This is a genomic window from Pirellulales bacterium, from assembly GCA_036490175.1.
Taxonomy (GTDB): domain Bacteria; phylum Planctomycetota; class Planctomycetia; order Pirellulales; family JACPPG01; genus JACPPG01.
Map to the genome: position 1 here is coordinate 1 of DASXEJ010000206.1, position 18,579 is coordinate 18,579.

Consider the following 18,579-nt stretch of genomic DNA (forward strand, 5'->3'; position numbering starts at 1 on the left):
CGGTAGATCTTTAGCTGAAGGTTCTTAAACTGAGAGCGGGTGAAGGGAATCGAACCCTCGGAGTCCATCTTGGGAATGCAGAAGGCCCATGGGCTGCCGGCATTCCCTTCCGCAATCCTTCGCTTGCGGTTGCCACGTAGGGTTGCCGTTGTAAGAAAAAAAGCAAGCGTGCGAGGTCGGTCTTCGACCTCGCACGCTGCTCACGCCGCTGCTCTGCCCTAGACAGCATTGCGATTATTGGCTGCCCGCAATCCCTGGGCTGTCATTGCCTTCTCTCGCCCAGGGATTCCGCGCAGTTATGGCTAAACATCCGCCTCTAAGCCTAAACCGCACAGGTTGCGTCGGACCCGCCACATTTCAGTCAGATAATTTTTTATGGCCAATCTGCCAACGACGAGCTCCGTATTTCAGGGGGGGAAAATCACACGGATAACCTCATTGGGGAGTGTGACGTTGCGAGTAGGGTGATTTGCCTGATAAGATGGGCAAGTTCATTGCAAGTTGAATCGGGACCGCGAACGCGTATGCCTATGTCGCTCGACCATTCAATCAGCCACTGCATTGCGGCATTAAAGGCGGGCGACCTTAACGAGGCTGGCAAGCTCTGGGAGAGATATCAGCGTCGGTTGGTCGAGTTGGCCGGCCAATGGCTGGCCCACCAACCAAAGACCGTGCGGGACGAGGACGACGTTGCCCAGAGCGTTTTTCTCTGCATCTGCCGTGGCGCCACCGCAGGCCGTTTGGACGACGTCCGCAATCGCGACGAGCTTTGGTGGTTGCTGCTAGCCATCACTCGGCAAAAGACCATCGATTTGATTCGGCGTCAGTCCTCGTTGAAGAGCGGCGGACAGCGCGTCAAATCGGTCTCGGCGATCACCATTGACGACCAAGGGCCCCGCAGGCAACTCTCCTTCGAGGAACTGGTCAGCGATGTGCCCACCCCCGAAATGCTGGCCATCTTGGCGGACGAGCATCGATATCTCCTCGGTCTACTGCGCGACGATGATTTGCGGAGGATCGCAACCTCGCGGCTCGAAGGGTACAGTGTCGACGAGATCTCCAGCGATCTCATCATCAGTAAAAGATCGGTCGAGCGGAAACTACGTTTGATTCGCGACGCGTGGACGAAGGAGCTACTCCATGCGGGATAACGGGCAGATTCCTCCGGAAGAGTTGATCGGGCTCTCCGCGGCTCATCGAATCGACATCATCTGCGACCGATTCGAACGGGAATGGTGGGCCGGCAATAGCCCCGATTTAGAAAAGTATCTGCAGTACGCCGACTCTGGATTCCGCGACGAGCTGTTCGTGGAATTGCTACTTGTCGATTGGGAGCTGCGCAGTCACGACGCGCAAGCACCCGATTGGCGCACCTATCGCACTCGGTTCCCGGAATTCGCCGCCCAAATCGAAGAGGCCCGGCTCAAGCAACGAGGAGCACCGGTCCCGCATGAGCCTGAAATTCCCATGTGCGTCGGCCACTTCGAGCTCATCGAGCCGATCGGCGCAGGCACCAACGGCCAGGTGTGGAAGGCGATCGATCCCCGTCTGCAACGGACCGTTGCCATCAAGTTCCCGCACGCGCGACGTCTGCTCGATAAAGATCTAGATCGGTTCCTGCGAGAGGGGCGCGCGGCCGCCAAATTAAACCATCCCGGGATCGTGCCGGTGTTTGACGTGGGGCGCGAAGGAGACTCGGTCTACATCGTATCGGCCTATATTGCCGGCCGTAATCTGCGGGAATGGCTCAGCACTTCGCGGCCAACTCCCAGCAAAGCCGCCGAGTTGTGTGTGCAACTGGCCGAGGCACTCGATCATGCCCACGAGCGCGGCATTATCCATCGCGACCTGAAGCCTGGTAACGTTATTCTCGATGATTCGCTGCTTCCCCATGTCACGGACTTCGGTCTAGCCAAGAGCGCCAGCGACGGTCGTGATGTGACCTTGGATGGCGAACTGATGGGGACGCCGGCCTACATGTCGCCGGAGCAGGCCAGCGGCAAAGCGACCATTGCCGATCGACGTACGGATATCTATTCGATCGGCGTGATCCTTTACGAACTGTTGACCGGCCAGTGCCCTTTTTTGGGCAATCAGGCCGCCGTCATGCATCAGGTGATTAACAACGAACCTGTACGTCCGCGCAAGGTTCAACGCTATGTGCCCCGCGACCTGGAGACGATTTGCCTTAAAGCGATGGCAAAATCTCCCGACAATCGCTATTGGACGGCTCAGGAAATGGCCGTCGACCTGCGGCGTTTCCTGAATGGCCTCCCGATCTTGGCCCGTCGGCCCGGTCCCTTGGAGCAGGCTTGGCGATGGATTCGTCGGCGGCCGGCCGTGGCGGCTGCCATTGCCTTGATGTTCATGCTCGTTGGATCGTTCGCCTTTGCCGGGCGGCTCGCCGCGGAGAAGCGTGCTTTGCTTGGTCTGCAGACGGTCTGCCTGACGACACAACCTGAAGGTGCGAAGGTCGTTGTCGTTCCGCTCGACGAAACAACCGGCGAACCGATCGCGGAGAAAGCCGTACGCTTTCGTGGGCGAACACCGCTGCGCGAGGAAATACTGCCGGGCGACTACCTGGTCGTTGCCGTCCTGGACGATGGGCGGTTTCACGAGGTGCTTCGGCACGTTCCCAAGTTCGCAGATACTCTTCCCAATGTATCTCCGCATCGGCGCTGGAAGGTTGCGGACGATCGATCCATCGTCGTTCCCGTAATTAAAATTCCGCAACAAGACGTAACGCAGGATATGGCACTCGTCGGCGAAGGGTCGTCGGCTCGCATATTTATGGATTGCCATGAATTCTCGGTAGGCGACTATCGGCGCCTTTCCGGTGGCCGACTTCCCGGCGACAAAGCTTGGAAGGCAGTGCCCGACGATTGGGCCTTGACGATGCGTTTCGACATGGCCGTTTGGATTGCGGAAAATGTGGGCAAACGACTGCCAACAGAATCAGAGTTCGAACTGGCAATGTCGCAGCGAGTGCAACTCCCCGCATCGCCCTCAGCCGAGGAACCACAAGACACCGCGGAGCTGGGGCCCGTGGGCTTTCCCAGCGAAGATCGAACGAACACCGTACCGCCGGTTTTCGGCTTGTGCAGCAATGTCGCCGAATGGACCTTTTCGTTAGTCTCCGGACACAGAGCAAATCTGCGAGACGATCACAAGGGGGTGCCAGCGATTTACGCTCCTGACGAACGCATCGTCCGCGGCGGAGATAAAAGCGTCATTGCCGGGAATGGTTCGGTAGCACCGGCGCATCGAAATCCTGATGTGCGAATTGCCCTTTCTCGCAATTCAATGCAGCCGGGCGTGGGGTTCCGCTGTGTCCGCAGCGTCACCCCACAGTTCACCGCCGAGTGAAGGCGGCGCCGCAAGTACGCCCAGCCGATTATTGCATTGGTGCAACCCGCGATGCGCGCGCTACTTCGCTGTCAGGACGAGGATCGGGAATCGTTGCCCGACGCCAGGTTCGTAGACGGCGCTATACGCGTGGCAATCGCCTTGGCGAGCCAACGGCTTGCCGATGAGTGTGACGGGCTTGCTGGTCGGTAGCCCTTGCATCTGCAATGCCACGAGAATGGTGCGCTCTACTTTGGTCTCGAGCCCACCGACCGTTCGCGGTCTCTCGATGGTGAATGCGAACACTTTGGCGGTGAGAAGATCGCCATTCACGCCTTCGAACTGAATAAATCTTAAGTCTGGATAGTCACTCGGACGGCTGAAACGTCGTGCACGGCCTTCGGGCAATTGCATTGAATAATCGGCCATTATCGGTTCATCGAGCCCCGGAAAACCTCGCGCCAAGTCACCGGATGGCGAGCCGCCATCGCAGTCGGGGCAGTCTTGCGGCCACGCGTACGAACCAACGAGATAATCTGCTTCCGGCTCGTCGTCGCAACTCGTTTCATACAAATCAGCAAAGTAGACGGTGCCAAACGTCGTCGAGTACACCGGCCACAAAGGACATGCCCATGGACCACCGCAGTTGGTCGCCTCGGACGAGCATCCACACGACGTCGCAATCAATACAAGCGCGCACACTGAGCTACAGAATCGGAACATTGGCGTCCCCTTTCATAAGAGACGCGCACGGCGCACTGAACGGAATGTCGACGACGACAATTCTCAGAGCAGAGTTTTTCCCTAACGCCGTGCGCTGCTATTGATAAACCGCACGGTCCGACACGCGTCCGCCACGCGATTCCCACGGGCACTAGGCATGGTGCAGAAACCAACGAACGCGTTCAGGGCAGATCCAGCGATCCGTCGTCGTCGCGCGTGGCAAGTTGCTTGAGCAACCACACGTCGGTGCTGTCGTACAAGAAACGCACCGAACCATCGATCAACAACCCCTGCACACCACCTGGATGCGCGGAAAGCAAGGGATTATTGGCGCCGCGATCTTGATAAACGCCGGGCTGATTGTAGTTGCGCATGTTGGGCGCGTAGCGTATCGTCGTAATATTCCAACTAGGCGCGCGTCGGACGGGATCGTTTTCGTATTGGGGAGGTGTTCCCGTAGCGACGGTCCCTGATGTCCAGCCAACGGGAAAAGCACCGTCGATACGATGCGTGACACCGTTTGAATCCATTGCCATGTCAGAGCACTCGCCGACGGCCAACGTGTTCGACAGGCCATCCGTGATTTCTTCATTGCGGATGCCACGATTCGCGATCAAGAGACCTCCGGCCGAAATCTCGCCATTCAGGTAGGGTTGGCAACATGTAGTAACCCGCACTTCGGGAAATCCACCGTCGCTCGAACTTCCTGCAATGCCGACGTACGACGGCATCATAACGTCGACACCGGCGATTCCTACATAAAGCTGCGGAATCGAACTCGACGGACAAGCCATCACCGGCAACGTCAATTCGGCAATAACCTGAGGATTGATCGCACCATTGGAATCGAATTGGAGCGACAACGCAGATTGCTCGAGAAAAGGAAGGATTTGCACGTACCACGACGTGCCGAGGGATAGCGGGTTTGAAACTGGCTTCAGAGCGCCGATCGGCAGTGCACGCTGAGCGTTCTCGTAGTTCAGCAACGCCAGGCCCAACTGTTTGAGATTGTTGCCGCACGATACCCGACGACTTGATTCCCGCGCCGCCTGAACCGCGGGCAACAGCAAGGCGATCAACAGGCCAATGATGGCCACGGTTGTCAGCAATTCAACGAGAGTGAAGGCAGATCGCGTCGTTCGAAGATTTCGAGCAGTCCGGTTCATTTCCGGGACCTGCACAACACGCCCCTGCGGCGCGCAGCGTATGCGAAGGCCGTCATTCCTACCAACAAAAGCACTGCCGACGATGGTTCTGGTGTTAAACTTGTAACGTTAAACACTACGTCGACAATGCCTCCGGGTGTGTCGCTAAAGAAACTCAAGGTCATCGGAAAGTCCGAGAGTTGGATGCTCGACGGAAGCGAGGCGTCAGAGTACAGATTGCTATTACCGGTAAAAGTAAGCGCAAGAAAGCCCGCGGTATGATCAATTCCGTCGACGACTAGCGGCGAAGTCAGCGCTGGGCTAAGTGTGCTTGAGAAGAGCACAGTAAACTGGTCAGAGACCGAACCGCCCGGCTGTGGTAAGTTGTTCGCGATTTGGACTGCATACTCATCCGTGCTTGCCGTCAGATAATTCGCTTCGCCCACTTTGCCGATATTCATCCAAAAGCCGTGCGTGAATTGCTGTTCGTAGCTGACGCCGTCGGTGATTGAACTCGTCGCCGGCGATGCAGGATCGTACGTGAATCCTCCCACGACCGGCGCGCCACTTGTCACATTCAGCCCGTATGGTATTGATGTCCCAACGAATGCCACGCTCCCCCTAAATTCGTAGGTAATAGGGGTTGCCAGGGCGTGGTAGGAACTCATAGCCCATATCAAAGCGGCGAAAAAGAGGAATCGCGGCATCAGTACTCCAAAGTTGTTGATCTCGGTGAGAACGTCACTATTGCTGCATTGTCGTTCTGGTATCGCGTCCGAATTCGACGACAAGGTAGTACGCCCCGCAGATGCCAGCAGCGCATACCTTCGGCCCGAACTCAGGACGGGTGGCGATCTCGCGACGATCGGCCAACAGCCGAACAATGTGCCAAGCGTGCGAACGCCGCCATGCTTGCCGTAAAGGCGAAACGGGGCGTAAAACGCGAGATCTGAGAGAGCTACATTAGCAGCCTGTGAGAACGTGAATCGCCGCAGCCGAACGCCGATTCTACTATCGGCACCCCCCAAGTCAACAATTTGGGCTCAAGGGACGGGTGGTTTGGTCGGTTTTCCCCAGATGTTGGTTTCCGCTTCGTCTGCTCTGGCGAGGCTATTCTATTCGCGCGGACGAGGGAATTCGGTGTGGGCCGCGCAAGCCATGTTCGTCAACTGCCGCGGAACCCTCCGCCGTCACTCGGTGCAGCGAGAGCATCATGCTTGCGGCCACGAAGAACGACGCCCATAGCATGTGCCCGGCGGCACGGCCAAGAGGAATCGCGAACAAAAGGATCCCCAAAATCCAAACGACAGAGACGACATTCTTCCGTGCTTCCGCGGCAGGTGTTGAAAGGATGACGGCCAGCGCAGGCACGACCGCAGTCAGATGGTAGCTCCACACGACGGGCGAGAACCACACCGTACACAACACGATCAGGGCAATCTCGACCGACCAATCGCGACGATTCATCGCGGCGGCGGGGCGTCGTATTGCCATCAGCACGGCACACCCAAGAGTCGACAATACGCACCCAGTCACCAACGACAGCGCGGTGGGCGACAAGTCGGCTACCGCTAACGTCGGAAACCCGCCGCGCGCAGTGAGGAATCGTCGTAGCACAACGATCGTCGATTGGTTCGTGATGCGATCTTCGTCGATTGCATCCTCGCCGTGCATTTGGTCGTCGACAGTCGCTGCCGCGCCGCCAGCAGCCCACACCAGGTGCTCGTCGATGCTCCCCTGCCAACCAAACGCAGCCAGCGACAGGATGATGTCGATCGAGACCGCGAGTAAGAGGGCGACGCCGGCCGCCAGCCATTTGCGCTTCAAGACAAGATACCCCGCGCCAACAACCGGTAGCAGCTTGAGCCAGATGGCAACGCCCAGCAGTGCGCCCCCTTTCCAGGGGCGATCGCGACTCGCCGCCGCGAGACCGGCCACCATCATCCATACCATGAGGATATGAAATGCGCCGATCAAAAAACCGTCGGCTGCGATCAGCAGCGCGAGCAAACCGGCGGCCATCGTTCCCCGAGCGCGCAACAGCATATCGTCGCCAGCCAGTAACTCGTCGCGCACCGTGGCCAACAAGCCGAACCAGGTGCCGACGTTCAGCAAATAATAGATTGCCGCCGACAGTACGAGAGGAAATATTGTCAGCAGGATGCAGGCGACATCCAATGACGGAAGGTATCTGTTCAGTGCCGTCAGAGGGTGCCGGCAGCCATGATCGAGAATGTATCGACCACCATTAACAAACTCAGGGAAATCGCAAGCAAGGTTCCCCGCCGCCCGATACACGGCCCAAGGAAAAACCACCAAGAGTATCGCCGACATGCAGATCTGCGCCGTCGGAGGGGTACACAAGCGATCCAGAAATCCCTCGCGGCCAGCCGGCCTGCCATCCGCGCTCGTCGCGCGACCACTAGCGCGGACCACGAGATCGGCTTGCCGCTTCACCGTGAGTGAAGGATCGGGGTTGGTCATAATGCTTTGACGATCATTTTGCGCATCCGCAATTGCGCTGCCATGGCGCGCGGACCTTAACAGCAACGCGGGGGCCAATGCGCACTAGCGGCATGGCGCCGCGAATTCGATCGTGCTACCACGAGAATCGCGATAGATACGTGAAGATCCCGAACATGTCCCCGTAATAGTACAGAGCCACACTTAAGTTCCGAACAGCCAGCGTTTCGCCATTCGGCACATAGAAATCTGAAAAATACCGGCTCTTGCAAGCGTGAGGTATTAGCAGGATTCATGGGTTTTGGTCAAGGGAACTTTGGAATGCCTGGCGATCTGGGCTGGGCGAGGCCCCATTTCCACTGATAGCAGATGCAAAGCCGGACGTAACAGTTCGGTGGCATTGTCCCGCGACACGTAGGCGATGTGACGACTTGGAATTCTCGACTGGGCGAATGCGTCACGCAGCCTGGTCATTCACTTGTTTTGTAACAACCATCGCTGCCCGCCGTCGGCTGTATTCGTGGCAGACTTGCTTGCCGCGGGAGTATCACCGGCGGCCGATGAGCTTGGCTGCCACATTGTTCTTGCCGCTCGGGGATAGATCGTCTTGACCACGCAGTTGAGTCACGCGCGGCACCGATATCGACAATGAAAGCAACTCATTGATGAATCGGTTTTTCCCACTCGGAATGCTCCCAAGAACCGCCTTACCACCCCCCTTAGGGGTTGTAGCCGGTTGGGTGTTAGCTATTTTGCTATCAAGGGGGTGGACGCTTCCGTTGTTGCGTGGCAAATACGCCCTTCGTGCACTGGCCGGCTCAAAACCGTGGGCCCGCCGCTCGTGCGATGGCGGCGCCATTCTGCGACCGCGCAACTCTAACTAATGAGTGTTCTCACAAGTCGTCTGGAAAGGTGTGTTGCATGGCTAAGAAAACTTCGGGGCGCAAACGAGCAGGTTCACCCAGTAAAGCGCAAGCGATTCGTGACGAGTTCACGTCGCAAGGCGCAGGTGCGCGGCCGAAGGACGTTATCGCCAACTTGAAGGCCAAGGGTATCGAGGTGTCGTCCGCGCAAGTAAGTAACATCAAGGCGACGCTGGGCACCGTCAAGCATGGCCGCAAGCACAACGGCAAAGCCGGCAGCAACGGAACGCTTTCGATCGAAGCCCTGCTAGAGGCCAAGAAGTTGGCCGACCGGATTGGCGGCATCGAGGCGGCGCGTCACGCGATCGAGGCCCTCGCCCGCTTGAGTTGACGGTCGCTACGACGTTTGACGACAATTCAATGCTATCCACGGCCGGCACTCTTGCCGGCCGTTTTCATTGGGGCTGAATTGACATAAATACGTCCTACGTACGTCGGCAAACCGGCGGTGTTGCCGTATACTATGTGGTTTGAAAATACCGAGAGTACCCTGGCGGAGAATATTGCATGAGCGTTGCCAATCGCGATAAGCAAGTGGCCGAGGCAGAAGAGTTGTTGGCAGACGGCCCGCAACGTCTGGGGTTCGCCAAGGGGTTGTTCTTTGGACAGTATTTGAGCGATCGTCTCTTGCCCTACCCGGACCTGGCCGCCGACTTGCAAACCCGGTCGCTGGTGTCGGATTTGCGTAAGTTTTGTAAAGAGCAGATCGATGCGGCGCAGATCGATCGCGACGCCGAGATACCCGAGCACGTCGTTCGCGGCCTGGGGCAGTTGGGTGTGCTGGGGGCGTGCCTGCCTCGCAGCTGCGGCGGGCTCGACTTTACACAAGCCGCGTATTGCCAATTGATGGAAGTCCTCGGCGGGCATTGCGGTAGCACGGCGCTGTTCGTCAATGCGCATCACTCGATCGGGCCGCGGGCGCTGGTGCTATTCGGCACGCAACGCCAGCAAGAGGATTACCTGCCGAAGTTGTGTTCCGGCGAGTGGCTGAGCGCGTTTGCACTGACCGAGCCAGAAGCCGGCAGCGATGCCTCGAATGTGCAGACCCTGGCTGTGCCTAGCGCGGACGGCAAGGGGTTCGTGCTTAACGGTCAGAAGCGGTGGATCACCAATGGCGGTATCGCCAACGTACTGACCGTCATGGCGCGGACTCCCGTGCCCGGCAGCGAAGAAACCAAGATCACGGCCTTCGTCGTCACGCCCGATATGGCGGGCTTCGAGGTTGTCGAGAAACGTATGAACAAATGCGGCGTGCGCGGCTCGGCTACGGCGCGGCTTGCATTTCACGACATGTTCGTGCCGAATGAAAACGTGCTTGGCCAGCGCGGTAAGGGGCTGAAGATCGCACTCACTGTGCTCGATTTCGGCCGCACGACCTTCGGCGCCAGTTGCACGGGCGCCGCCAAGTTCTGTCTTGCCCGGGCGACCCAGCATGCCAACCAACGCGTGCAATTTGGCGAGACGCTCGCGTCGTTCGAACTGGTCAAGGACAAGCTGGCCTACATGGCCGCGGGCGCCTTCGCCATGGAATCGGTCACCTACCAGACGGCGGCCCTGATCGATGCCGGGGAAGATGACTACATGATCGAAACCGCCATGCTGAAGGTCTTTTCGACCGACGTGCTGTGGCGGATCATCAACGACACGATTCAGATCTTCGGCGGCAAGGCATACTTTGCCGATGAACCGTACGAGCGCATGATGCGCGACGGCCGTATCAATATGATTGGCGAAGGGGCCAACGACGTGCTGCGCGTCTTTTCGGCCTTGGTCGGATTACGCGACGTGGGCATGGAGCTGAAGGGCGTCCTCGACGCGCTGATGAACCCGCTGGGTAATATCGGCAAGATTGGCGGCTTTGCCAGCCGCCGCATCGGCTCGATGCTCAGCTCGCCCGAGGTCAAAGTCCGCAGTACCGAGTTGCAGGACGATGCGACGAGGCTCGGACGACTCGTCGGCTCCTTGGGCTCGCATGTGGAAAGATTGCTACGCAAGTATCAGGAATCGATCATGGATCGCCAGTATCAACTGGCTCGAGTCGCCGACGTCGCCACGGAGCTTTACGTTTCGAGCTGCGTTCTCAATCGCCTCGATGCTCTGGTTCGCGATCCCCATGCCGACGAGGGGGCACGGCTGCGTGGTCTGAAGCTGGGCCGCTACTATCTCAAGACCGCCGGCCGGCGCATCAATCGGAACTTGGCCGACATGTGGGACAACGATGACGACGACACGACCCGGCTCGCCAATCTGGTCTTGGAGAAATGACGCACGACGATCCGTTGGCGAATGTCTATTCGCTTACTTCGTCATCAAGCGATTAAACCAGCCGCCAGGGGCGCGCGTGGTTTGCGGCACGTCCGTCCGCTCCGGGTAGGCGGGCGGTGGCGTTGGCGGCTCTGGCTCGGTCGATCGCAGCCGTAGGTTAGGATCGGCCAGATTGACCACCGGCGTGCTCGGTCCGTAGGTCGGCATGGCCCACAATTGTTGCGGGTCGCCCGATAGTTGATTCACGGCCACGTTATTGAGCTCGATCGTCATTTCAAATTTCGTCGAGGGCCAAACGATCTTGACGGTCCGCGGCAGCACGACGTTGGCCAGCGGATCGCGACGATGATTGCTCAGTGTGGCCGAGGCCAATAGCATGCCGGCCGGGTCGTAAAGGTGCTGTTCGAGAATCAAGCCGCGCGAGTCGTCGATCACCATGATCCGTCGCAGGTCTCCCTCGGGGCGCGGCAAACGCGTCTCCACACGCAAGCGTCCTTGTCCGACCGGCAGCGGACCGGTGTGTTCGCCTGCCGGGTCGATCGTGGCCATGCCCAGCACTTCGATCAGCCAATCCGGCTCGACGGGCAGCACCTGTCGGGCGGCGCTGCTGGCAAACTGCTCATGTCGGCAATAAAAGATGGCCGGCTCGGGCGAACGTCGGACCCAAAACCAAAACAGCTCGTCGTTGCTCCCCAGGTCCACTTCCGGACCCGTTAGCATGGTGTCCGCACGCAAGCGAAAGCGGCGAGGCCGATCGAGCGCGATATTGGCCCTCGTCTTGGGCATGCCGGGAACGTGAATCTCGGCATCCGTTGTGTACAGCGACTGCACGCGGCCGCTATTGGTATTTACGGCCGATATCACATCGGCCAGCGTGGGCGTGGCTGGCAGTACGCGCGGCATCACAGGTGAGTAGGCCGTGAGAAAATGCGGACAGTTCGCGCCGCTGGCGCAAACCATCAACAACAAAGTGCCCAAGGCCAGAACGGTGCGTTGCAGAGAGCCAGAAGTATTGTGCGCAGAGTGCTTCATGCAGCACCCGCATATAGCAATCGAGATAGTTCGTCCTGAATTTCCTGGACCCGCGCGTCGCTGGGCATCACTCCGGCGACGCGATAGGTGACGTCTTCTCGCGGAGAATAGAGCACCAACACATCCTGTCCGTTGGCGTCCGTCTCTTGCTCTTCCAGCCGCAACACGCGGCGCCGTACGAGCAGCAGCGCCATTACCAGCCGCATGTCCTCTTTTTCTGCCACACCGTCGAGATTCACGAACAATTCGAGCAGGGTTTCGTTCGGTGCCAAGCGCGGCCGCCGCGCATCGGGTGTCGGCACTCGCGATTTCCACCAACCGAGCGTGCGATCGGGCGGACCTTGCCAGGCGTCGGCCGCAAAATCCAATCGGCGCACGTCGGCCCCCTCGGCTACGAGCGCCGTGTAGAACTCTTCTCCCGGCGCGAGCTCGCGACCGGTCGTCGCACAGTGGCGCGTGAATCGTTGAACTTCGTAATCCATTCCAACAATTCTCGAAGGCATTTCCGGCGCAGCAAGTGCTGCGGGCAGTTCGGCGCACGGCCGACTGCCACGATCGATACGCACCGCGCGCGGACGAAGCGGCTACCCGAATGGGGCGCGGAAGACTAATCGAAACCGGTCTGCCGCTCAATACACTCTCGCACGGAGCCTGCTAGCAGGTCGGCCCGAAATCCATCGTCCGACCACGTCATGGCACGAGGGGTTTCGTGGCTTTGCGCGGCCCCCGGCAGGCGTACTATCGAGGCCAAAACCTCCCCAATCGCCCGAACCTTTCTGCTTGACCGACGCTCTAAGGTTAGCTAGAGTTCATGGCGATGGGCTACGTCTTGCCCATCCTCACAGGGAGACGATTTCCATGGCGCGATTGAACCTACTACCGCTTACTTTGCGGCTGCTTGCCTCGGGCAAGCTGTAGGGTTCGTACGCCCGGAAGATTTCGACTCCGGCTGATCAAACATACGAACCCTAAGGCCCGCCGGGCCTTGGGGTTTTTTTGTGGCATTTTTTTGCGGAACAGTGGTCAATGTTCACAAGTCATCCATCCGTCCGATGGCTATCAAGCAGCCATCGGCACAGACAGAATTATCTGCGAACGAGGGCATGGTTGGTGCTTACCGGGCCGGCCTAGGGTCGGCCCCCTTCCGCTCGTGTAAGCATTCGGACCAAAATCGCACTTTGTCATTGCCGAGGACTATCCGATGACCGCCGAACGATACATCAAAATCTTTGACACGACGCTGCGCGACGGAGAGCAATCGCCGGGCGCCAGTATGAACATCTCTGAAAAGTTGGAAGTGGCCCAGGCCCTGGTCGACCTGGGGGTCGACATTATCGAGGCCGGTTTCCCGATCGCCTCGCCGGGCGACTTCGAGGCCGTACGATCGATCGCACAGAATATCCACGGCGCCGTGATCTGTGGTCTGGCCCGGTCGGCCAACGACGACATCGATCGTGCTTGGGAGGCTTTGCAGCACGCCGAGCAGCCTCGGATTCACGTTTTTCTGGCCACCAGCGCCATACATCGCGAATTCAAGCTGAAGATGGACAAGGAAGAGATCATCCGTCGTGCCGTCGACTCTGTGCGCCGTGCGGCCGGATATTGCTCCGACATCGAGTTCTCGCCCGAGGACGCGTCTCGCACCGAGGTCGACTTCCTCTGCCAGGTTGTCGAAGCCGCGATCAACGCCGGTGCGACAACCGTGAATATTCCCGACACCGTAGGCTATGGCACGCCGGCCCACATCGGTGGCGTGATTCGCGCGCTGCGGGAACGGGTGCCGAACATCGATCGGGCCGTGATCAGTACGCACTGCCATAACGATCTGGGTTTGGCCGTCGCCAATAGTCTGGCCGCGGTAGAAAACGGGGCCGGCCAGATCGAATGCACGATCAACGGCATTGGCGAGCGGGCCGGCAACTGTGCCTTGGAAGAAGTCGTGATGGCCTTGCGCACCCGCTACGATCACTATCAGGCCAAGACGCGCGTGGTCACGCAGCGGTTGGTCCCCACCAGCCGGTTGGTATCGAATATTACGACCATTCAAGTGCAGCGCAACAAGGCCATTGTCGGCCGCAACGCCTTCGCCCACGAAGCCGGCATCCACCAGGATGGCATGCTCAAAGAGCGCCGCACTTACGAGATCATGCGTCCCGAGGATGTGGGGCTGGCCAAAACCGATCTGGTGTTGGGCAAGCATAGTGGCCGCGCGGCACTGGCAGATCGCGCCAAAGCCTTGGGCTACCACCTCACCGTTGAGCAATTGCAAACGGTCTTCGAGCAGTTCAAGGTGCTCGCCGACAAGAAGAAGGAAGTTTATGACGCGGATATCGCCGCGCTCATCGAGCAAGAAATTCGCGACGTGCCCGAGACCTGGACCATCGCCGGCTACCGGCTGGTGGCGGAATCCGGAGGCCGTGCTCCCACGGTGACCTTGTCGCTCAAGCGGGGCGAGGAGGAAGTCACCGAGGAGGTCTCGATGGGGGACGGACCTTTTGACGCCATGTTTCACGCCATCGAGCGTGTGACCGGAGTCGAAGTGGTGTGCCGCGACTTCAACGTCCATAGCGTCACGATCGGGAAGGACGCCCAGGCCGAGGTTACGGTCGAGGTCGAACACGGCGGTCAAATCTATCGAGGCCGTGGTGTGTCGACCGATAGCGTCGAGGCCAGCGCTCAGGCCTTCTTGAATGCCATCAATCGCGTCGCGGCACAACTCGAACGGGCTGGCGCCGCCATCTCAGAACCTAAGGTGGCCGGCAACGTCTGACAGTTCCCGCGGCTCGGCCGCAGTGCACCATTCAATTTAACGGCGATTGTCACCGCCCCGCTTTCCCCTTAGCCTGGGGAAGCGGGGCGTTTTTATTTGCGGTCCTGCAAGCGTTCCGTTCCGCGTCAACGTACAGTCGAACATTAAGTGCCCATGTCCATCTTCCGCTTAGCGATTGAAGGTCTCATTCACCACCGGCGCATTCATATTGCCGTGGCGCTGGGAGTGGCTGCGGCGACGGCCGTGCTTGCCGGGGCACTCGTGGTAGGAGACTCGGTTCGCGGCAGCCTGCGCCACCTGGCCCTCGACCGGTTGCAGCGCATCGACGAAGTTTTGGCCGTGCCCAGATTCTTCCGAGCGCAGTTGGCGACCGATCTCGACGCCGAAGCCGGGTTTGGCGAAAAATTTCAGGCCGCTGTGCCCGTCGCGTTACTGGAAGGTACGGTCGAGGATCCGAAATCTCACCGCCGTGCGACGCATGTCAATCTGCTAGGCATCGACGATACGTTCGCGCAATTGTCCGTCACGAACCCGGCTGACTATGCCCCGCCGGCTCGTAGCGAAGTGATATTGAACCAAGCCATGGCCGACGAATTGGGCGTAGCCGTCGGGAACGAGTGCATCGTCCGCCTGCCGGTTGCCCGCGAGGTGCCTGCCGACAGCGCGCTGGGCCGCAAGACCGAAACAGTGACCAGCCTTCGCCTCAAGGTGATACGCGTCGTGCCGGCCGACGGGCTCGGGCGGTTTGCCTTGCGTCCCAATCAAGCAGTGCCTCGCGATGCTTTCCTGAATCTGGCTGACATACAGCAGGTGCTCAAGCAGCCAGGCAAGGTGAATGCTCTGTTGGTTGCCGGCGCGGGCGATGCCGACGACGCCTCGGTGGCAGAGCTTAAGGCAGCTCACGACAAGCTGCAGTCTCTCCTCGAGCCAACGCTGGAGGACTACGGTCTGACGATTCGTCAGGCTCCCTTGGGATACTTTCTGCTGGAAAGCGATCGCATGCTGATCGAACCGACGGTGCTCGCGGCGGCGGAAAAGAGCTTTCTTCCGCTCGACGGCCAGGAAGCGTTCACCTATCTGGCGAACACTCTGGCGGATGGAACACGCGAAATCCCTTATTCGACGGTCACAGCGATCGACTTTCGCGGGCCAGCACCTTTGAACGGCTTTGCCACGCCAGACGGGCAGCCAATCGCTCCGCTTGCGCCGGACGAAATTGCTTTGAATACCTGGGCGGCCGAGGATCTCGAAGCCAAAGTCGGCGATACGATTCGCATGACCTACTTCGAGCCGGAGAGCACGCATGGCAACGTACGCGAAAACACGGTCGAGCTGCGGTTGGCCGCGATCGTGGCAATGAGCGGAGCCGCAGACGACCCAAACCTGACTCCCACTTTGCCGGGCGTGACGGATCAGTTGTCGATTTCGGATTGGAATCCACCGTTTCCGTTCGATAGCGAACGCGTCCGCCCGCGCGACGAAGAGTATTGGGATAAGTACAAGGCCACGCCCAAGGCGTTCGTAGCTTTGGCGACAGGGCGTAAGCTGTGGGGGAGCCGCTTTGGCAACACAACCTCGCTGCGCATTCCGCCCGCCGAGGGACGCACGACCGAAAGCCTCTCCGCGGGGTCAAAGCCGATCCCGGCCGACTTGGGCTTTAAATTCCAACCTATCAAACAACGTGCCATCGAAGCCGCCACCGGCACGACTCCTTTTGAATTCCTTTTTATTGGCTTCAGCTTCTTCATAATTACGGCGGCCCTGATGCTGGTGGCGATTCTGTTTCGGCTGGGGGTCGAAGAGCGCGCCGACGAGATTGGCCTTCTGTTGGCCGTCGGTTGGCCGATCCGCCGCGTCCGACGGTTGCTATTGGGCGAAGGAATCGTGGTGGCGTCGATCGGAGCCCTGGCGGGGGCCGGTATCGGCGTGGGGTACGCGTGGTTGATGATCGCGGGTTTGCGAACCTGGTGGTTGGCCGCGATTCGCACGCCGTTTCTGGGACTGCACGTCAATTTAACGACGCTTGTCATTGGCAGTTTATCGGGCGTGCTGATTTCGATGCTGGTGATTTACCGCTCTCTGTCGCAATTGCGCCACGCCAACGTCCGATCGCTCATGGCCGCCCGTACTGGTGACCCGATGGGAAGGACCGCGCGGCCATCGCGCCGCGCGCGCTGGTTGGCATGGGGGGGGGTGACGCTAGCGATTGCTGCCGCGCTGGCTGGTGGTGGGTTGGGCGGTCCAGCGCAAGCATTGGCCTTTGCGGGCTCGGGCGCATTGACGCTCGTCGGACTGCTGGCCTTTGTCTCACTGTCGCTGCGGCGTCACGCCGGGGGCTCGTTCGTATCCACGGGCCGCGCAGCGCTCGTCTGGTTGGCCTTTCGCAACGCGGCACGCAATCCAGGGCGCAGTGCTCTGACGATCGGGCTGATTGCCACAGCTACCTTTTTGATCATCGCGATCAGCGCCTTCCGCCTCGATCCACACGGCAATGCAGACAAACAAGCGAGTGGCACGGGTGGGTTCGCGCTGATCGGAGAATCTGATCAACCAATCCTTCAAGACATCGATTCCGGCGAAGGTCAGCTCGAACTGGGTTTCTCAGCGGCAGATCGGCAGGCACTTGCGGATTGCCATGTCTATCCCTTCCGCGTCGCCGGCGGCGATGACGCCAGCTGCCTGAATCTTTACCAGGCGCAGCAGCCGCGCGTGCTGGGCGTGCCCGAGGCGCTGATGAAGCGAGGCGGATTCTCCTGGTCGGGCAGCAGTGCCGATACGCCCGAGACAAAGGCTAATCCTTGGCTTTTGCTCGATCGTTCGCTGCCCACGACGGATGAAAAAGATGCGCCCGTACCCGTCGTACTCGATGAAGCCACGGCACTGTACGCATTGCACCTCAGTGGCGTGGGGGCCGTCTACACGATTACCGATGGGCGCGGGAAAGAGGTGCATTTACAGGTCGTTGGGCTACTGGCGGGCAGCGTGCTGCAGGGTTCGTTGTTGATCAGCGAACGGCAGTATCTCAACCACTTTCCCGACGCCAGCGGTTACCGACTCTTTTTGATTGAAACACCCACGGCCGCAGTCCTGCGCGTCCAGGCGGCGCTCGAACGAGGGCTAGGCGAATTCGGTTTCGACGCCGAACCGGCCGAAGATCGCCTGGCCGAGTTCTTCGCCGTGCAGAACACGTACCTCTCGACGTTTCAGAGCCTGGGAGGGCTAGGATTGCTCCTGGGCACGTTTGGCCTAGCGGCCGTGCAATTACGCAATGTCGTCGAACGACGCTCAGAGCTGGCGCTGCTGCAAGCGGCCGGCTTCCGCCGCGCGCTCATCGCCCGCATGGTTTTGTGGGAGAACGTGATATTGCTTATCGGCGGGCTGGCGATCGGCGCGGGTGCGGCCCTCATCGCGCTCGTACCCCACCTGATCGCCGGCGGCGCACACCTGCCGTGGCTAGCGACAACGGCTACCTTAGGCCTGGTTCTTGTCGTAGGCCTGGCTGCTGGCATGATGGCGGTGCGGGCAGCGCTCGCAGCGCCGGTGTTGCCGGCGCTGCGCGGCGACTGACCTGGTGGCGCGCAGAGCGTGACCGCGTTTAGCAGGGCAGGGAGAAGTAGAACTCAGCGTCACGTGCCAGCGATCAATCGTCCGCAAAATCTTGGCCGCGACCGTGGAATGTCGCACGTCGCTTCTTGCTGGCGAGTCGTTTCCGTTGCCGGCGGCTGCGGGCGGAAAGTCTGTTGAGCATCGAATCGCCGAAGACGTCCAGACGATTCGATTTGAGATGGGAATGCTGCATGGCATCGGCTCCTTTTGCGTATCGAATAGTGCATCCAATACCTTCGCCCGATCCCTCTACACAAGTCTATAATGCTTTCGGTCGATGGTGCAAACATACTTTGCCGGATCGCCA

General features: G+C 59.6%; 13 protein-coding genes. 6 read left to right on the forward strand and 7 right to left on the reverse strand.

What is annotated here, in order from left to right:
- Positions 1-524: 524 nt before the first annotated feature.
- Complete coding sequence (locus VGG64_14715; GenBank protein HEY1600857.1) at positions 525-1,151, forward strand: ECF-type sigma factor; 627 nt, start codon at positions 525-527, stop codon at positions 1,149-1,151.
- Entirely contained in the window at positions 1,141-3,366 is a 2,226-nt protein-coding gene (locus VGG64_14720) for a protein kinase (GenBank protein ID HEY1600858.1), read from the forward strand. Before VGG64_14715 ends, VGG64_14720 begins: the two co-directional genes overlap by 11 nt.
- A gap of 60 nt (positions 3,367-3,426) precedes the next feature.
- On the opposite strand, the gene VGG64_14725 is transcribed toward VGG64_14720, so the two are convergent.
- From VGG64_14725 to VGG64_14740, 4 genes are all read right to left on the reverse strand, one after another.
- Positions 3,427-3,774 (reverse strand): hypothetical protein, encoded by a 348-nt coding sequence (locus VGG64_14725; GenBank protein ID HEY1600859.1) that lies wholly within the window; start codon positions 3,772-3,774, stop codon positions 3,427-3,429.
- A gap of 476 nt (positions 3,775-4,250) precedes the next feature.
- Positions 4,251-5,165, reverse strand: coding sequence for a DUF1559 domain-containing protein (locus tag VGG64_14730; GenBank protein HEY1600860.1), 915 nt, complete (start codon positions 5,163-5,165; stop codon positions 4,251-4,253).
- 65 nt (positions 5,166-5,230) lie between these two features.
- Complete coding sequence (locus VGG64_14735) at positions 5,231-6,004, reverse strand: PEP-CTERM sorting domain-containing protein (GenBank protein HEY1600861.1); 774 nt, start codon at positions 6,002-6,004, stop codon at positions 5,231-5,233.
- A gap of 319 nt (positions 6,005-6,323) precedes the next feature.
- On the reverse strand, positions 6,324-7,697 hold the full coding sequence (locus VGG64_14740; protein HEY1600862.1) for a glycosyltransferase family 87 protein: 1,374 nt from the start codon (positions 7,695-7,697) through the stop codon (positions 6,324-6,326).
- A 900-nt stretch (positions 7,698-8,597) separates the two neighbouring features.
- Here VGG64_14740 and VGG64_14745 point away from each other — a divergent pair.
- Both VGG64_14745 and VGG64_14750 read left to right on the forward strand, forming a co-directional pair.
- The gene (locus tag VGG64_14745; protein HEY1600863.1) at positions 8,598-8,930 is read left to right on the forward strand and encodes a hypothetical protein; all 333 of its coding nucleotides are present in this window, start codon (positions 8,598-8,600) and stop codon (positions 8,928-8,930) included.
- 176 nt (positions 8,931-9,106) lie between these two features.
- On the forward strand, positions 9,107-10,864 hold the full coding sequence (locus VGG64_14750; protein HEY1600864.1) for an acyl-CoA dehydrogenase family protein: 1,758 nt from the start codon (positions 9,107-9,109) through the stop codon (positions 10,862-10,864).
- 33 nt (positions 10,865-10,897) lie between these two features.
- Here the strand turns inward: VGG64_14750 and VGG64_14755 are convergent, their stop codons facing one another.
- A complete protein-coding gene (locus VGG64_14755; GenBank protein HEY1600865.1) occupies positions 10,898-11,896 on the reverse strand; it encodes a hypothetical protein in 999 nt (332 codons plus the stop codon).
- On the reverse strand, positions 11,893-12,378 hold the full coding sequence (locus VGG64_14760; protein ID HEY1600866.1) for a hypothetical protein: 486 nt from the start codon (positions 12,376-12,378) through the stop codon (positions 11,893-11,895). The genes VGG64_14755 and VGG64_14760 overlap by 4 nt, the downstream gene beginning before the upstream one ends.
- Before the next feature lie 719 nt (positions 12,379-13,097).
- Here VGG64_14760 and VGG64_14765 point away from each other — a divergent pair.
- Positions 13,098-14,666: a 2-isopropylmalate synthase gene (locus VGG64_14765; protein ID HEY1600867.1), complete on the forward strand. Its 1,569-nt coding sequence runs from the start codon at positions 13,098-13,100 to the stop codon at positions 14,664-14,666.
- Between the two features lie 153 nt (positions 14,667-14,819).
- Positions 14,820-18,233 carry an ABC transporter permease gene (locus VGG64_14770; GenBank protein HEY1600868.1) on the forward strand — a complete coding sequence of 1,138 codons (3,414 nt, stop codon included), beginning with the start codon at positions 14,820-14,822 and terminating at the stop codon, positions 18,231-18,233.
- 73 nt (positions 18,234-18,306) lie between these two features.
- Here the strand turns inward: VGG64_14770 and VGG64_14775 are convergent, their stop codons facing one another.
- On the reverse strand, positions 18,307-18,465 hold the full coding sequence (locus VGG64_14775; GenBank protein ID HEY1600869.1) for a hypothetical protein: 159 nt from the start codon (positions 18,463-18,465) through the stop codon (positions 18,307-18,309).
- Positions 18,466-18,579: the final 114 nt, after the last annotated feature.